Source organism: Bacillus sp. FSL R9-9530 (genome assembly GCF_038008145.1).
Classification (GTDB): Bacteria; Bacillota; Bacilli; order Bacillales; family Bacillaceae_G; genus Bacillus_A; species Bacillus_A mycoides.
In genome coordinates this window covers 1429007-1445742 of sequence record NZ_JBBOYO010000001.1, presented here as the reverse complement: position 1 = coordinate 1445742, position 16736 = coordinate 1429007, and the positions used below count along the sequence as shown (strand labels likewise).

The 16736-nt window shown below is 31.0% G+C and carries 15 protein-coding genes and 1 pseudogene; 13 read left to right on the top strand and 3 right to left on the bottom strand.

All coding sequences use genetic code 11. The features are described 5' to 3' along the window. The first annotated feature begins 24 nt into the window (after positions 1–24). From MKX66_RS07175 to MKX66_RS07145, 7 genes are all read left to right on the top strand, one after another. The gene (locus tag MKX66_RS07175) at positions 25–588 is read left to right on the top strand and encodes a class I SAM-dependent methyltransferase (protein WP_033728073.1); all 564 of its coding nucleotides are present in this window, start codon (positions 25–27) and stop codon (positions 586–588) included. A 436-nt stretch (positions 589–1024) separates the two neighbouring features. Further along, positions 1025–1504, top strand: a complete 480-nt coding sequence (locus tag MKX66_RS07170; RefSeq protein WP_341085846.1) for an SRPBCC family protein — start codon at positions 1025–1027, stop codon at positions 1502–1504. A 78-nt stretch (positions 1505–1582) separates the two neighbouring features. Continuing rightward, positions 1583–4753 (top strand): ATP-binding cassette domain-containing protein, encoded by a 3171-nt coding sequence (locus tag MKX66_RS07165; RefSeq protein WP_341085845.1) that lies wholly within the window; start codon positions 1583–1585, stop codon positions 4751–4753. 454 nt (positions 4754–5207) lie between these two features. Beyond that, positions 5208–5549, top strand: coding sequence for a PadR family transcriptional regulator (locus MKX66_RS07160; protein ID WP_002085418.1), 342 nt, complete (start codon positions 5208–5210; stop codon positions 5547–5549). Further along, positions 5546–6061: a hypothetical protein gene (locus tag MKX66_RS07155; protein ID WP_098168227.1), complete on the top strand. Its 516-nt coding sequence runs from the start codon at positions 5546–5548 to the stop codon at positions 6059–6061. The genes MKX66_RS07160 and MKX66_RS07155 overlap by 4 nt, the downstream gene beginning before the upstream one ends. 1 nt (position 6062) lies before the next feature. Continuing rightward, entirely contained in the window at positions 6063–7514 is a 1452-nt protein-coding gene (locus MKX66_RS07150; protein WP_341085844.1) for a serine hydrolase domain-containing protein, read from the top strand. A gap of 222 nt (positions 7515–7736) precedes the next feature. Next, positions 7737–8312 (top strand): NUDIX hydrolase, encoded by a 576-nt coding sequence (locus MKX66_RS07145; protein ID WP_078185743.1) that lies wholly within the window; start codon positions 7737–7739, stop codon positions 8310–8312. A gap of 42 nt (positions 8313–8354) precedes the next feature. Here MKX66_RS07145 and MKX66_RS07140 read toward each other — a convergent pair whose 3' ends face one another. After that, a complete protein-coding gene (locus MKX66_RS07140) occupies positions 8355–9071 on the bottom strand; it encodes an SDR family oxidoreductase (protein ID WP_002032271.1) in 717 nt (238 codons plus the stop codon). Between the two features lie 186 nt (positions 9072–9257). Between MKX66_RS07140 and MKX66_RS07135 the strand changes: the two genes are divergently transcribed. The 5 genes from MKX66_RS07135 to MKX66_RS07115 all read left to right on the top strand — a co-directional run bounded on the left by MKX66_RS07135 (position 9258) and on the right by MKX66_RS07115 (position 13351). Beyond that, entirely contained in the window at positions 9258–9605 is a 348-nt protein-coding gene (locus tag MKX66_RS07135; RefSeq protein ID WP_002141868.1) for a winged helix-turn-helix transcriptional regulator, read from the top strand. 287 nt (positions 9606–9892) lie between these two features. Further along, the gene (locus MKX66_RS07130; protein ID WP_341085842.1) at positions 9893–10645 is read left to right on the top strand and encodes a class I SAM-dependent methyltransferase; all 753 of its coding nucleotides are present in this window, start codon (positions 9893–9895) and stop codon (positions 10643–10645) included. A 136-nt stretch (positions 10646–10781) separates the two neighbouring features. Continuing rightward, entirely contained in the window at positions 10782–11615 is an 834-nt protein-coding gene (locus MKX66_RS07125; protein ID WP_341085841.1) for an alpha/beta hydrolase, read from the top strand. A 117-nt stretch (positions 11616–11732) separates the two neighbouring features. Further along, a complete protein-coding gene (locus MKX66_RS07120) occupies positions 11733–12527 on the top strand; it encodes a VOC family protein (RefSeq protein ID WP_341085840.1) in 795 nt (264 codons plus the stop codon). A 116-nt stretch (positions 12528–12643) separates the two neighbouring features. After that, the gene (locus tag MKX66_RS07115) at positions 12644–13351 is read left to right on the top strand and encodes a phosphotransferase family protein (RefSeq protein WP_341085839.1); all 708 of its coding nucleotides are present in this window, start codon (positions 12644–12646) and stop codon (positions 13349–13351) included. A 71-nt stretch (positions 13352–13422) separates the two neighbouring features. Here the strand turns inward: MKX66_RS07115 and MKX66_RS07110 are convergent. Then, positions 13423–13497, bottom strand: a pseudogene (locus tag MKX66_RS07110) (aminoglycoside phosphotransferase); the annotation flags it as partial. A 397-nt stretch (positions 13498–13894) separates the two neighbouring features. Here MKX66_RS07110 and MKX66_RS07105 point away from each other — a divergent pair. Continuing rightward, positions 13895–14971 carry a helix-turn-helix domain-containing protein gene (locus tag MKX66_RS07105; RefSeq protein ID WP_341085838.1) on the top strand — a complete coding sequence of 359 codons (1077 nt, stop codon included), beginning with the start codon at positions 13895–13897 and terminating at the stop codon, positions 14969–14971. A 69-nt stretch (positions 14972–15040) separates the two neighbouring features. On the opposite strand, the gene MKX66_RS07100 is transcribed toward MKX66_RS07105, so the two are convergent. Next, positions 15041–16732 (bottom strand): M3 family oligoendopeptidase, encoded by a 1692-nt coding sequence (locus tag MKX66_RS07100; protein ID WP_326997803.1) that lies wholly within the window; start codon positions 16730–16732, stop codon positions 15041–15043. Positions 16733–16736: the final 4 nt, after the last annotated feature.

Genomic DNA, 16736 nt, shown 5'->3' with positions numbered 1-16736 from the left:
CATTAAAAGATTTATGAGGTGAAAGTGATGGCAATTAAGCAAGACGAAATTAAAGTAGTAGTCGGAGCTGGAGTATTTAATAATAATCCAGGTTGGGTTCAAACGCAAGAAGATGAACTTAATTTACTAGACAATACCACTTGGGAAGAAAGATTTGAATACAATTCCATTTCAGCTATTTTAGCAGAGCATGTATGGGAACATCTTACTTTTGAAGAAGGTGTAAAAGCAGCTGAAATTTGCTATAAATTTTTAAAGCCATCAGGTCATATTCGGTGCGGAGTGCCTGATGCATTTTTCCGAGATGAAACCTACCAAAATATAGTTCAAATAGGCGGCCCTGGCCCGAAAGACCACCCAGCTGCAAGCCATAAAATCGTACATAATTATAAAACATTAACGAAAATGTTTGAAATTGCTGGATTTGAGGTAGTTTTACTTGAATATTGTGATGAAAATGGTCAATTTTATTACACAGAATGGGATGCGAATGACGGCGTTATTTTCCGTTCGAAAAGGTATGATTCTAGAAATAGAGGCGATAAACTTGGTTTTCCATCGCTAATTGTTGACGCGATTAAAAGGTAAGTCATTCACCTAAAATAGGTGTTAGTTCTATCAGTTCATGAGTCGCAAATGCGGCTTTTTTTATTTGCTTTGTAAACCTACGTTTAGCAAGGAATTAGACATACATAATAAGTGATTTTGAACATTACATAACTTGATTTGAATACTATATTAGCTCTTATTAACAACATTTATCTTAAAGGAAATTGCTTTTAAATATTTAATGGAAATATCATATAAAGTAAATAAATCAACGTTTTCTCATGTTGAATTTTTTTGTGGAAATGTTGAGGTACGCCTATTGTAATAAACATATGGAGAGAATATATAATAAATCAATGTTCAAATTACCATTCACACATTAAATTAATATTTCATTGCCATAGAGATTTCTTTTATACATAAATTCGTGTAAAATAAGAACATACATTCTATATGCAAGTAGGAGGCAATAAATATGTTGGCTGAAATAGAGAAACAAACTGACGGCTATATTGTGAAATTTGAACGCCAATTTTCTTATACAATAGAGGAAGTTTGGTCTGTTTTAACTGAAAACAGCAAGCTTAAAAAATGGATGTCTAATTTACAGATTGAAAATCTTAAAACAGGTGGAATTATAAAGTTCGACATGATGGATGGTTCATTTTTAAATATTGATATTTTAGAGTGCCAACTAAATTCAGTACTTGAATTCACATGGGATAAAGATCGTGTCCGATTTGAAATACATAAAGAGAAAAATGGTGCTCTTTTACTACTTAAAGAATACATTCATGAATTAACTGATCATACACCAAAAGATATAGCTGGTTGGCATATTTGTTTAGATCTTTTTTCTTCCGTTTTAGAAGGAGAAGAGAAGGTGTTTTCAAAAGATGAGTGGGAATATTGGTTTGATAATTATAAGGTTAAGGTTGATGAGTTGAAAGATTAGGGATTAAATTCATGGTATTTATTATGTAATTATTATCTTATAAAAATGATTTTTAAAACAATAAGAATAGAGGTTAATATGAAAGTAAATCAATTAATTGCTAATAACATAAATAAACTTGATACTGTTATTCCGTTTAATAAATCACTTGGTATTGCTGGTTTATCTGGATCTGGAAAAACAACTCTTTGTCAAACAATTGGTGAAGAATCAAAGAAGCGTCTAGTTTCCTTATTGCCAAAGGCTGAATATCAATATTTATTTCCTAATATTATGGAAACTAATTTTAGTGCAATTAAAATGGAAGAAATGCCTTTAGTACTTTTTTTAGGGAAATCATCAATTTCTTCCAATCCGCGTTCGACGATTGGTACTCATACAGGTGTTTTTAAAGAGATTCGTGAAAAATTAGCGGAAGAATTTAATCTTTCTCCTGAAGTCTTTTCATTTAATAATCAATTAGGTTGGTGTGCTGGCTGTAAAGGGCGTGGTACAACTAAAAATATTGAGTGTAAAAAATGTAAGGGGAAACGTTATAGTGAAGAAGTTGAACAACGTACTATTGAGTTATTTGCTGAATCACATACAATTTCGGGTATTAACGATTTAAGTGTTGAATCTATTCTTTCACTAGCAGAAGAATTAAATATTAGTGAAGCAAAACAACATATACTGCAAAATATTATCAATATGAACATTGGTTATTTAACATTAAATCGAATTATGGGTACGTTGTCAGGTGGAGAATTAACACGACTTTACTTAGCTGAATTCATGGCAGTAAGTGAAAATGCTGTAATTATTATTGATGAGATTTCCGTGGGGCTTGATAATGAAACATTGTTACAAATATTAGAAGAGATCAAGCAATTAGGGTGTAAAAATCAAATCTGGCTCATTGATCATTCAGATACAGTACTGGATACAACAGATGAGCAATTGTTCTTCGGACCTGGTAGCGGAAAATATGGTGGACAAATCGTGAAAGAATCACCAAGGCCAAAGCCAATACTATCGGAACGAAATTACAAAATGCCAACAGAATATTATACATTCCATGAATTATATTGCCGAAATATCCAAATGACTGAGTTTCAGATTCCTAAAAATAGACTTGTAACTGTTACAGGAGAGTCTGGATGCGGGAAATCTACACTTGTCAATGAGTGTTTAGCTACAGATTTCTTGAAACGATATCCAAAAGATAAACTAGTTATGGTAGGGCAAGATCGAAACCAATCGATTACAAGTCGATCAACTGTAGCAACTTTCTTAGATATTAAAAAGAAACTGACAAAGTATAGTGAAGAAATTGATGATATTTTTGAGCGCTCAATTGAGGATATTATTGATGAAATTCCAAACGAAGATATTGCGTATAAACGCTTGAGCCTACTAATCAAATTAGGACTGGGCTATTTAACATTAGAACGAAAAACACAAACATTATCAACGGGTGAGTTTCAATGTGTTCATTTAGTTTCTGAGTTATTTGCAAAAACAAGAAATCCACATACATTGTTTATTTTTGATGAGCCTTCAAAAGGTTTATCGCAAAATATTTTAAATCAATTTATAGATAGTGTTAGAGGGATATTACAAGATGAATCAGTCTCTATCATAATGATTGAGCATAACAGTTACATGCTAGAAAGTTCTGATTATATTGTTGATTTTGGAAAAAGACAGGTTGAATCTATAGAGCATCTTGATGTAGTAAGTCATGAGGATTATTATCGTCAAAAAAGAAGTGTGAATAATGCTGAACAAGTACACATTTCTTCAACGCTTAAGCGTAAAGAAGGAGTTCACTATTTAAAAGAAAATCATATTAACTATTTTAAAAATGCTGAAAACGTTTATAAGGGTGGTATTTTAAAAAGCTTATCATCAATGGCACGATTAATTTATGGTGAATATGAATCTGATACAATGGCACCTGTTGTTGCTATTGATCTCGAAAGACATTTGTATAGTCAATATAGTTTCTTATATGAAATTGGTGGATTGATCAATCATATTGTAGCTGCTCATCCGACTAATAAAGATACGAGAAGCTTCGATTTCTATTCTCAGGATAATCATTGCCCATCATGTTCCGGACGTCTTCAAATTGAAGTTTTTGATAAAGAAATTACAATTCAAGATAAAAATGTTCCATTTTGGGATGGTCTATTCGATCCGGAAATCATGAAAGTATTAAAATTTTATCAATATGAAAAAATAGAATTTCTATTTGAAGAAATTAAAAATGAGCTTGGTCATGATTTGTCAAAGAGCTATAATGATATGTCTGAGGAAGAAAAACATACATTTTGGTACGGCTATTTTGATAAGTCCTTTTATGATAAGAAAGGAAAGACACGTAGAACATGGGTAGGATTTAATACGATTATTGGCGGGTATATTGTTATTTCAAAAGCAGCTATTAAAGAAGATATTAAGACTTCTAAAGAAATGATGAAATGTCCAATTTGTAAGGGGACTTTATTAAATCACCACAAACCACTTAATTTTGGAGATACAGATATTCGTGAAATTATTAATCAGCCGCTTAACGAAGTATTAAAAATTGTAGGAGATTTGCCTGTACTCGTCAAATTGAAATCTATCGTAGGTGACGATATGATTATGACAGAAGATGTTTCTTTATTACCTAGAAATATACAAGTCGCACTGAAAATGTTTGAATTAGAACAAGCAAGCTTTTCAAATTATGAAATGGTGTTACAAAATGTTTTACCATTCTGGGATGAAATAAAAGGAAATATAGAATCCATTTGCTTCAACAATCAAGTAACTATTTGTGATTTTCCTAATGTTTATGAAACAAGAGAAACCATTATAGATAAGTATTTCACAAATGGTAAATATAAAAAACTAACATATGTATACGAAGCATTTGGTTACAAAAAATTAGTTACCCAAATTAATAAAATTAAAAAAAGCAACCAGTGTCCATTCTGTAACGGTAAGAAAGTTATAACCGAAGATAATCTACATGATGGCGTGTTTAAATTAACAATTCCATGTATAACTTGTAATGCAAGTGGTATTAATGATGAAGGGCTTAAAGAAATCGTTGATGGAATAGATGTGCAAACATGGTTAACCGGAAAAGTTAGTGATGTTGTGGATGAAAGCTTACGAACTGAGGATGTTGCAGACATTCTAATATTTAATCGAATTCGTGAGTTGAATAAGCGAGAAATGATGGCAGTTTATGAGTGTCTTGAGAAAAATAATTAAATTAAGAAGAATAAAAAATAGTGGTCAGTTAGGGATTAAAAACTCATTTGCAATAATCTGCAAATGAGTTTTTATGTTGAAGAAGAGTTTCTTTAAACGTGTTAAGGTAGATAGATAATAGAGCAAGAAAAATCTATTTGTAATACCAATATAAATTATTCTTAAATTTTAAACTGAAAGGTATTACAGGTTGGCATTTATGTTTAAGTTTTGTTAGTCTTTCTAAGATGTAAATACATTTATCTGCGAGAGTTAGTTTTAAATCGTTAATTATAATCATTTATTATATAATTATTGACGTATAAAAATGTTTTTTCGGGATAATAATTTAGGTTATTTGGATAATAACAAAAGGAATATGCTACTTTTTTAGTGATTGTATAATTATTAGAATTTTTAAATTTAACAGAAATATATACTTGAATGAAGTATATATTTCTGTTAAATTTATCGTATGGATAGAACAAGTTTAATTAAAGGGAATTTAGAAATGTGTGTATTGTCTATTTTGTCTACAAAGAAAAGTTATGGTTATGAAATTATGAAAGAACTCGAAGTACATAATTTAAAATTGAAAGGAGTAGGAAGTATTTATCCCATTTTAACTAAACTGAAAAATCAAGAGTGGGTTAATACTTATCAAGAGGTGACGGATAGTGGTAAAGTTAGGATTTATTACGAAATTAATGAAAATGGAAAATTACGTCTTGAGAAGAAAGTTAATGAATGGTTAGAGTTGCAATCTGATATTAAAATATTATTAAAGAGTGGTTTGAAAGGAGACCTTCTGAAATGAGGAGTGAATTAAAAGATAAAGAACAGCAATTTTTAACAGGCGTACTTAAGGAATTAAAGCAATATGATATAAGTTTAGAAGAAAGGGAAAATATTAAACAACAAATTTTAGAGCATATCCAAGAATGTCGTGAACATGGTGAGGAAAGTATAAATGACCTAGGAACGCCTCAATTATTTGTTCAAGACTTTTTGGAGATAAATGAAATTGATCTGCGAGTGAAAATGAAACAACTTCAAAATATAAATAAAAAATCTAATACATTAATCATAATTGGCATATTTGTCGCATTTATTACATACCTCATTTCACAAACTACACTTTCAATATTTTTAACTGAATCCCTTAATCCAACCAACAGTGAAAATAACTTTAATTTTAATCTTTTATATCGAATAGCAGAAAATCAATGGTGGAACTCTATATTAATAATGATTAGTTTAATGGTTTCTTTATTAATATCAATAATTTTAGTAATTTATAAAAAAAGAAAGTTATCCGAAGTACATTAAGATGAAGATATCGAAATATAAATTGTTTCTAATTTGTATAGTTTGTAATGTATTAATGTTATGTATTGCACATTCAAAAGTTTACGCTCAGCAAAATATTAGAGTTACTTTAGATATTTATATTGAAAAATTTTTAAAGGAACATAAAATTCCAGGAGCTTCAGTAGCTATTGTACATAATAGAGATGTATTTTACACAAAATTATGGGGGGTTACTGGAGAATCTGAAAAAAAGATAACTAGAAAAACACCATTTGCGATTGGCTCAATAAGTAAATCTTTAACAGCTTTAGCTATAGTCAAGTTAATAGAAGATAAAAAAATAAAATTAGAGGATTCAGTTCAACAACATCTTCCTTCGTTTAAACTAAAAGATACACAATCAACTTCAAATATAACAATCCAACATCTACTAACTCATACAAGTGGAATAAACACATATGAAGGCTTAGCATTATCAGATAAACAATTGAAGAATTCTAAAGCATTAAAGGAAAATGTAATGAAACTTTCAAAAGTAAAATTAAATGCCCCACCAGGTGAAAAATATCAATATAGTAATGCAAATTATATGATACTTGGTGCCCTTATTGAGGCAGTCACAAATGAAACATATTCTTCATATATAGAAAAGCATGTTTTTCAGCCTTTAAAAATGAATGGCGCAGCGGCAAATAAAGAAAGTGCATATGAAAAAGGCTATTTAACAGGTTATCAGTCGTTGTTTGGTATACCAAGAAAAAGTGTAGTGTCTTATGATAATGCTGGAGCACCGTATGGTTATATTACCGCGAATTTGGAAGATATGATTCAATTTATAATGTTTTTGAATCACCAAGACCACACTCGATTTTTAAAGAAAGAAAGCATGGATCTTTATCTATCACCGCTTTATAAAATAAATTCAGAAAAAAGTTATGGGTTTGGATTAAGAACAACAAATATAAATGTAAGCGAAACGATGGTTTGGCATTCAGGATCAACGCCTGATGCTCGTGCAGAAATGTTTACTTTAAATAAAAGTGGCTGGGCTGGTGTGATTTTAACGAATAAAAATCATGTATTAGAAGAAACAGCACTAACGGTATTGAAAAAGGGGATTATTAGTATTTTGAATGGGGAAAAACCTGGTGATATCCCTAAAAACATACCATTCACACAAATTGTTATGTCGATAGTCACACTCTCACTCATTATTACATCAATTATGTTAATGAAAAAGTATAAACGTAAGAAAACTTGTAAAAAACAAACTTGGCTGTTCGTTGGGAGTATATTTCTACTATTATCTAGTATTTTGATCCCACTTCTTATTTATTGCACAAATTCACCGTGGCATACGATTAAATTGTTTGCAGCAGATGTAGCTTTACTCGCTAGTATTACAGTAATATTATTAGCTGTGAACGGACTAATATCAATATTTATAGCCCTGAGGAGCAAGAAAGTATAAGGATAAATAATTAAAGAAATATAATTAAAGTTGTTAAAAATAGTTGACTCTCACACAATGTCAATATTTAAGATAAAGTTGAGTTTCGAAGTAGATGTAAATCCCAAAATCTAAAAATTGCATTCCTTTTAAAGGTTGCAACAGACCATAAATTAAACTTAGTAGACATGCAAATCTAAATAGTAGTGTTTCATAATGTTTTAATGATTTGGAGGGGGAATTTTGATAGATATTAATAGAGACGTAAGAACATCTGGCGCGTATGTTCTTTATAATAATCTATTTATTTTTCAAGTTGGTCCAACAAGAAAAGGCGATACATTAGGTGTAGTAAGGCTGGGAGGCCATAAAGAAAACAATGAGACAGCAGTAGAAACCGCTAAAAGAGAAGTGAAAGAAGAAGCTGCTATTGATATTACTATATTGAGTTCACCAAGTACATACTACAAAGAGAATTGGAATGCACAATCAAAGAAAATAAAAGTAGAAAATGAAGTCGCTCCAATATTAATTATTGATAGTCCATATGAAACTTTATCTATTATGTATATTGCACATTCAGAAAATGAACCAAATCCATCTTCTGAAACAAACGGACTATTATTACTTTCAGTAAGTGATATTAGGCTAATTTGTAGTAAGGAAATAACACTAAACGATTATATTAAGCAAGGTGGAATGGCTATATTGAAAGAAAAAATGGATAAGGAGTTAATCTTACAACCTTTTCCTCAACTTTTGTTTTTAGCAGAACTTTTAAAAAAGGATCCTGTATTACTTCAGCAGTTTCTAAATTAGCAACAAAAGCCACCTTAATAAGGGGCTTTTGTTTTAAATAATTTAATGGTATGTGTATCCTCCATCAGGAAATAATACATTACCTGTAGTAAAACCATTTTGCATTAAATACAGGACAGTATGTGCAATTTCATCATTATACCCAGGTCTCTGTACAAGAGAAAGAGATTTATAATCTTCATAAGCAGCTAGTCTTTTCTCACTTTGTTCATTCTCTCTTCGTATCGTTCCAGGAGAAACAACATTAACTCTAATAGGAGCTAATTCAACAGCTAAAGCTTTCCCTAAGCTTTCAATAGCACCATTACAAGCGCCATAAGCAGGTGCACCTTTAAGTGGTCTTTGACTAAATGCACCGGACATTAACACGATAGATCCAGAGTTTGAAAGAAAAGGAATCGCATATTTTACGGCGTAATATTGTGGCCAAAACTTTCCGATAAAGCTGCTTTCAGCAATTTCCTCTGTAGCGGTTATTGGTCCAAGTGTGTAAGAGGCTCCCGGTGTGAATAAATGATCAAAATTCCCAACTGTCTTGAAAAAATCTTGTAATTGCTCTTTATTTTGATTATCCAATACATAAGTTTGAAGATGGTTGTTATTTATTAATTCTCGAGAAATTTTTAATTTTTCTTCCGAGCGTCCTGCAATAATAACATGTGCGCCTTGTTCGATTGCTTGTTTTGCTGTTACTAATCCAATACCAGAGCTTCCACCAATGATAACGATACGAGTATCTTTTAATGTAGTAATAGACATATTTTAGCCCCTCCTTTAATAAAAACTTTAAAATAAAACTGCTATGCTTGTATTATTCGCTAAAAGATTGCAAGTGAAAAGTACGCACTTTATATGTACATAGTCGCAAATTTCGTACTAATCGCTTGTTATATGGATACATAATATAAAAAATTACTCATTATAATTTATGATTTGAGGGGAGTGGTGAGGAAAGTGAATTTAGAGGAACCGAAATTAAAAGGGGTAATAGCGACATTACAAATAATCGGTGGGAAATGGAAGCCACTCATTTTATTTATATTATTAACAGATGGAACGAAACGGTTTGGTGAATTAAAGCGATTAATGCCAGGCATTTCTCAAGGAACATTAGCGAAGCAGCTTCGTGAATTAGAGCACGATCAACTAATAAAACGCGAAATTTATCAAGAAATACCACCTAAAGTGGAATATAGCTTAACTGAGCATGGAAAAACAGTCAGTATTGTTTTGGATAGTATGTGTGGTTGGGGAAGAGGACATTTAGAATATATCGATAAAAACAAACTATAATATTATTATGTAAACTAAATGGGGTTTGTCGAAACATATCGTTTTAGTAATTTGCATTTTATAATATATAATTAAATAGTGTTATAGGTTATTATATATGCAGTCTTCCAGATGAAGTAATATAGATGAAATGCTGTATCGTTCGAAGTAACTAGTTGTTCGGGGCTGAAAAAATGCGTAGCAGATATAAAAGAAGACGTAGGCCCTTTCACGATAATATCAACTATGAGTCTATTTCGAGAATCATCTAAACAGTTAATGCATTTTTACAAAGGGGAAATAATAACATGAATGAATTAGAGTATAAAAGTTTTTATGATAAAGTGGGACGATTAAATGGGTGGGACTTTAGTAAGCTAAAGTGTGAAACTGTAGGTGACACTTGGGACTTTTATGGCGAAGTGCAAGAAAGATGTAAACCATCAGATATTCTACTTGATGTTGGCACAGGTGGAGGAGAGAATATATTAAAAATAGCATCTTCAGCTGCATTACTGATTGGAATAGATAACTCTAAAGGAATGATCAAAACAGCACATTCCAATTTGAATAAAGCAGGTGTACAAAATGTTGAATTTCTTCAAATGGATTCGGAATTTTTAACGTTTCCGCATGCTCATTTTGATATTACTTCAAGTTGTCATGCGCCGTTTGTAGCACCTGAATTGGCAAAAGTAATGAAAAAAGGTGCTTTTTTCTTAACACAACAAGTTAGCGAACATGATAAATTAAATCTTAAAGAAGCATTTGGTAGAGGGCAATGTTTAGGTGAAAGAGATGGTACGTTAAAAGATAATTATATGGGTGAACTTATTAGTGCAGGATTTGAACTCGTACAAGTACGTGAATATGATGTTACTGATTATTACAATACTCCTGAGGATCTTATTTTCTTATTAAAACATACGCCTATTATTCCTAGATTTGGAGAAAAAGAAGAGGACTTTAATATTTTACAAAATTTCATTGACGCTAATAGTTCCGAAAAAGGTATTCGTACGAATTCAAAAAGGTTTATGATTATTGCTGTTAAATCATAGTGTATTTTAACGTAAAAGCTGATTTTCTTTAAAAGAAAATCAGCTTTTTTTGTGGAAAAGAATGCAGGGGAAACTTAAAAATCATAGAAATAGGTAAAGTAGTAATCTGAAAATTGAAATATAGGGGATAATTATTTTGAAACGTTACTATATTAACAACGAAAAAATAAACGCGCATATTACTGAGTGGGGAAATAATGAAAAGCCCGTTATCTTTTGTTTACATGGGTTAGGTAGTACGAGTTTAAGTTTTATAGAAATTGCAGAGGAATTAAAGGAAGAGTATAGATTTATCTCCATTGATGCACCTGGGCATGGTAAAACACCGCCCTTTGAAAGAACGGAAGATTGTGAGATGCTGAATTTAGCAAACTGGTTAAATGAAATAATAAATGAACTGAGAATTGAACATTTCTATTTTTTATCACATTCGTGGGGAAGTTTTGTAGCACTATTTTATTTATTAAATAATCCAGAAAAAGTACTAGGAAGCATTCTTATTGATGGAGGATATCAAACAAAAAGGCTTCAAGAAGAAACGCTTGAAGAGGAAATCGCGTATTACGAAAAGGATTTTGAAGAATATATTTTTAATAATTGGGATGGATTTTTCAAAAGTGAAAAAGAAGCATATACTAGGTGGTCTCCATTATTAGAAGTTGCTGTAAAAGATCTAGAGATTGAAATGGATAATAAAGTATGTTGGCATGCGAGAGGTACAACAGCTGGTAATATAATAAGAGGTATGCATAAAGATGAAACGATAGATATTTACGAGAAGTTACCATCTAATATTGTATTACTTCGAGCTACACTACCGCAGATATGGGATGATTATAGAGAAAAGACAGTAAAAATTTTCAAGTTAAAAACTGGCGCGAAAGTAAAATTAATCTTTGATACTACACATTTGTTACACTGGGATAAACCAGAAGTTGTTATAGAGGAAATAAAAAGTAATTGGAGCTAACATATTCATACTAAAGTTGTAGTTTTTACACGGAAAATCCACCCTTCGGTTTGATTTTATCTATTTATAAGTGTAATACAATAAGAATAGATAATAAGAAACAAGGGGGAATGTAAAGTGATTACACATATATCAGATATAAAACTACAAACGGTTTCTATAGAAGGGGTAAAACAAGTCTATAAAGACATATTATCTTTTCCAATAAAAAAAGAAACCGCATCATATATTCAATTTGAAGTAACATCGTATACAACAATTAGTTTTCAAGAAGTGTATGAAGCAATTGCACCTGCGCATTTCGCTTTTGAGATCCCATATTCAAAATTTCATGAAACGGCAAAATGGCTTAAAGAGTCTGGATTACTCATTGTGAAATGGAAAGATGGTCATACAATTGGTGAGGAGAGCGGTCTATTCAATTTATACTTTAAAGATGGTGATGGAAATCTTCTCGAAATTATCGCACATAGTTATGTTAAAGAAGAGGTAATAGTCCCGCATTCACCGTTAAACATTTTATACGTAAGGGAAATTGGTCTTCCGGTTAAAAGTGTACCTGTATTTACGGAATGGTTGAAATCAAATCTAGACATGAAAACGAAGGAAGATGGGGATATTTTCAACTTTGTTATAGGTGGCACTGCATATATCGTTGCAACCTGGTGGCAGCGACCGTGGATTCCAATCGCGATGAAAGCTTTACCACCGAAAGTACATGTTTCATTCGGAACACCGGATCATGCGTTTTTACAACAAATCCAAAATAACTTTAAGAAAAATGGTGTTCCATTTGAAAGTAAACATACTGAAGTAGTGTTTATTCAACAAGGGTATTCATTTTCTGTTTTGCATACACCGGAGTTTCATTCCGATATTCCTAGAAAATTAAACTTACCACTTTCTATATAATTATAGGGAGGGGTAAGTTTTTTTTATTTTCATGAAGAAGGGTTTCAGTATAATTACACTGAATTTATAGAGGACTATAAAGCGTTATTTTAATTTGCTGTAAGGAGAGAAATGAATTGAATCTAGGAAATCCGATAGCCAAAGGAAATACGGCTGAAATTTATCTTTGTGATAATAAAGTTGTGAAATTGTTTAAAGAATGCCTCCCTAATACAGAATCTCTATACGAAGCACAAAAACAAAAGTATGCATATTCATGTGGTTTACACGTTCCTAAAGTATTTAAAGTTACAGAGATACAAGGTAGACAAGCTATTATTATGGAATATGTAGAAGGGGAAAGTGTTGGTGAGCTTTTGCTTAATAATTTGAGTAAAGCGGAGCATTATATAAGTATATGTGTTAGTGTACAACAAAAGATTCATGCGATCTGTGTGAGATCGCATGAAATAGAGCTGATGGAAAAGAGGCTTTATCGTCAAATTAATTCTGTTCATAATCTGGATGAAAAACAAAAGGGAAATATATTAAAAAAGTTAGATTCAATCACATTTGAACCTAGATTATGTCATGGTGATTTACATCCGTTTAATTTAATTATGAGTAATGGTGATGTGAAAATTATAGATTGGGTTGATGCTAGTTCAGGTGATATTCGTGCAGATGTGTTTCGGACATACTTATTGTATTCACAGAATTCAGTGGAATTAGCTGAAATGTATTTACATATATATTGCAAAAAAACAGGTTTATTAAGAGATGAAATTTTCCAGTGGGCTCCTATTATTAACGCAGCTAGATTGGCGGAGAGTACACCTCTGTAAATAAAAGATGTTTTCAAGTATTTATTTTGATCCCTATTAAAATAGTGGATCATTTATTTTTTTACTCATTTCGCGCTATAGACTGGAACAGCTAAATCGAATATGTAAAAATGTTTTTCACAGTCTTGAAAATCAATCATTTGGATATAGTTTATTAATTAGTTTAAGTATCTCTTTTTCTATATTATTCATTTTAACTTCCTTTCCAAACATAAATTTTCCACTCACAAAACTACTAGTTCATTAACTTACAAATTTCGTGTTTTATTTGGTAGAATCCTTTAAAAAAGATTTATCCCGTAAAAGTCCGATTAGTATGGGATAATATTCAGTGGGGAGGAACAAACTCCCCACTGATTAAAGTTTCACTTTATTGAAAAGTTAAGTAAATGTATGACAAAATAAGATAGCTGAAAAAAGATGAAATGAGTAATTACATATGATATTTAAAGGTTCTAGAGGGTGGTTAATGTTATAAACCACAAGAAATATCAAAAGAAAGAAGTGGATACTTCTTATAATATTTAGAGAGGAGGGAGATAAATGAATGAACATATACAGCTAATGATTGAATGGATTGAGGGCAATTTAAAAAAGGAGTTTTCATTAGATAAATTATCTGATTATATGGGGTATTCTCCTTACATCTGTTCGTTTAAATTTCATCAAGTAACAGGGATAAGTATTAGACGATATATTCTTCTTAGAAGATTGTATTTATCAACGGAAGATTTGACGAATGATAGAAAGATAATTGATATCGCATTTGATTACGATTACTCTTCGCAAGAGGCTTATAGTAGAGCATTTAAAACTGTTTTTGGTATAACCCCAGGAAAATTCCAACTTAACAAAATACCGGTTCAATCATTTATTAAACTCTCAATCAATGATGGAAAGGAGTGGGATAGAATGAATTTTTCTAGAAAAATTGAAGTTAATCAGTTACGAAATGCGAAGAGTGAGCTGTTTGATAAAGATGTACTAAACATATTAAATGGTCAATTTATGTATGAAGAATTTAAAAGCGAAAGACTAATGGGAGAGTCTGATTACGCTCCATTTAATGAAGCTATGTGTGTAAATGCGACTACTGCACAGATTTTTGATGATGAGTTTATTAAAACAAGGGCAGAAGGACATCAAGGTACTGTAGAAAATTATATGAAAAAGGTTATTCATCCTTTAGAGAATTTTTTTAAGAAAGAGTATAAATGTATCGTTTTATGGTTTGGTGAGGATATGTTTTGCCAAATGAATCTACTTACCGTACTTTCTTACCTTGAACAATCTGATTATAAGGGAAAAGTATACTTAAATAGCTTCAGAGAGGATGAATTTAAAGTAAGTCAAATTGAACTTGAATTAGGGAACTATTTTTCTGTTTACAATGAAGTTCTAGTAAATCATAAAAAGCCATCTCATGAGATACTACCTGTAATGTATCAGGCGATAGATTTATATTTAGAGATGCTAAAAGAAAATAATGTAGTAGTAAAGTATATCTCCAAAAATAAAGATTTACCAACACAAGAGTTACTAAAAAGGTTGTTTAATCTTTTTCCAACAATAGGATATGGGGACCTACAATATATAGAGCTTATTAATAAAGCGAGATGAAAATTGAAACTAATTAGAAGAGAATACAGTAAAAAGATGCACCTAAAAGTATAGGTACATCTTTTTTACTTATATTTGTTCAAGTAAATTTAATTCTTCTTCTACAAATGCCATTAATTCTTTTATTGTCTCACTAGAAAAATCAAAACGAATTCCAGCTGCTTCATATACCTCTGGTAAGGATTCAGAGCTACCTAGAGATAATGCTTTTTTGTAATTTTGTAGTGCTTGTTTAGGATTCTCTTTATATTGTTTATACATTTGCAATGCACCAAGTTGCGCGATTGCATATTCGATATAATAGAATGGTATTTCGAATATGTGTAGTACAGGTAACCAGCCAGTTGCTATCCAGTTTTCATAACCTTCAATATTTACCACATTCGATTGGTAAGTGTTATGTAATTCTAAATATTTTTCATTTCTTTCTTTAGCATTATGATTTGGATTTTCATACATCCAATGTTGGAATTGATCAACGATAAGCATTTGTGGTAAATACTTAACAATATCTTTAAAGAAATCTAATTTTGCTTTTATAAATTCTTCTGTATTCTCATAAAATGTATCCCAATACTCCATCGAAAACAATTCCATTGTCATGCTGGCTAGCTCAGCTGATTCTGAAGGGATTTCTAAATATTTTTGTAGCTTTAGCTGCTTCATACATTCATTATGAATACTATGGCCCATTTCATGGAGGAAAGTAGTAACATCATAATGTGTATGATTGAGATTCATAAAAATAAAAGATAATTGAGAAGCAGGTAAGTGTTCGCAAAATCCTCCAGGTGCTTTTCCTTTACGACTTTCTAAATCTAAGCAATCATTTTTATGCATACGGCTCAATAATGCAGAAAATTCTGGGTCTAGTTTTTGTAAAATATGAGAACTTTTTTCGATTAAATCACCCTCGTCTTCAATGGGTTTTAATACTTTTTGATTTGGTGCGGCTGCTTTTAGATCCCACGGACGAAGTGTATCTACTTGAAGTTCAGCTTTTTTCTCATTAAATATATTATCAATAAGTGGCACAACGTATTTACGAACGGATTCTGCAAGTTCATAGCAATCATCAGCCGTATAATCAAAACGTTCATGTTTTTTAAACATATAATCACGATAATTATCTAATTGAATGTTTTTTGCCTTTTGGTGACGGATTGCAATTAATTCATTTAAAATATGTTGTAAATTATTTTCAACAGATAAGAATTTTTCAGAAATGAGCGTTTTTGCTTTTTTTCGTATATCACGATTCGGATTTTGTAAGTAAGACTGTAGTTCAGTAATTGTTTTTTCTTCGCCATCCCATAGTGCAGTCAAACTGCCTGTAATTTCGAAGTACTCGGTTACTAATTTGTCTTCTTTTACTTCTAAATCAATGTTCTTTTCACAAAATAATGTTTGCGCATTTTTTATTTTTTTATCTAGTAAGCTATAAGTTTTTGGATCAAGTTGCATTCGAAATGGTGACTCTAAATATTTATTATCAAAGGAATTTTGATAACGTTTCAAAAGAGGCCTTACATATTGTTGATCATATCCAAATGTATCTTTTATTTCTTTGTTATCTGTATTACATTGAAAGTCAATATAGTGTGATCTCAATTGTTCTTCGATTTCCCATATTAATTTCGACTGTATTTTCAGCCAATTTTCTAAATCTTCTCCTGAAGAAATGGGTTTACTTAATAAAGTAGATAATTCGTTCTCTAGCTCATGTATATTACGGATATCGATCGTATTAGAGTTCTGCATTATT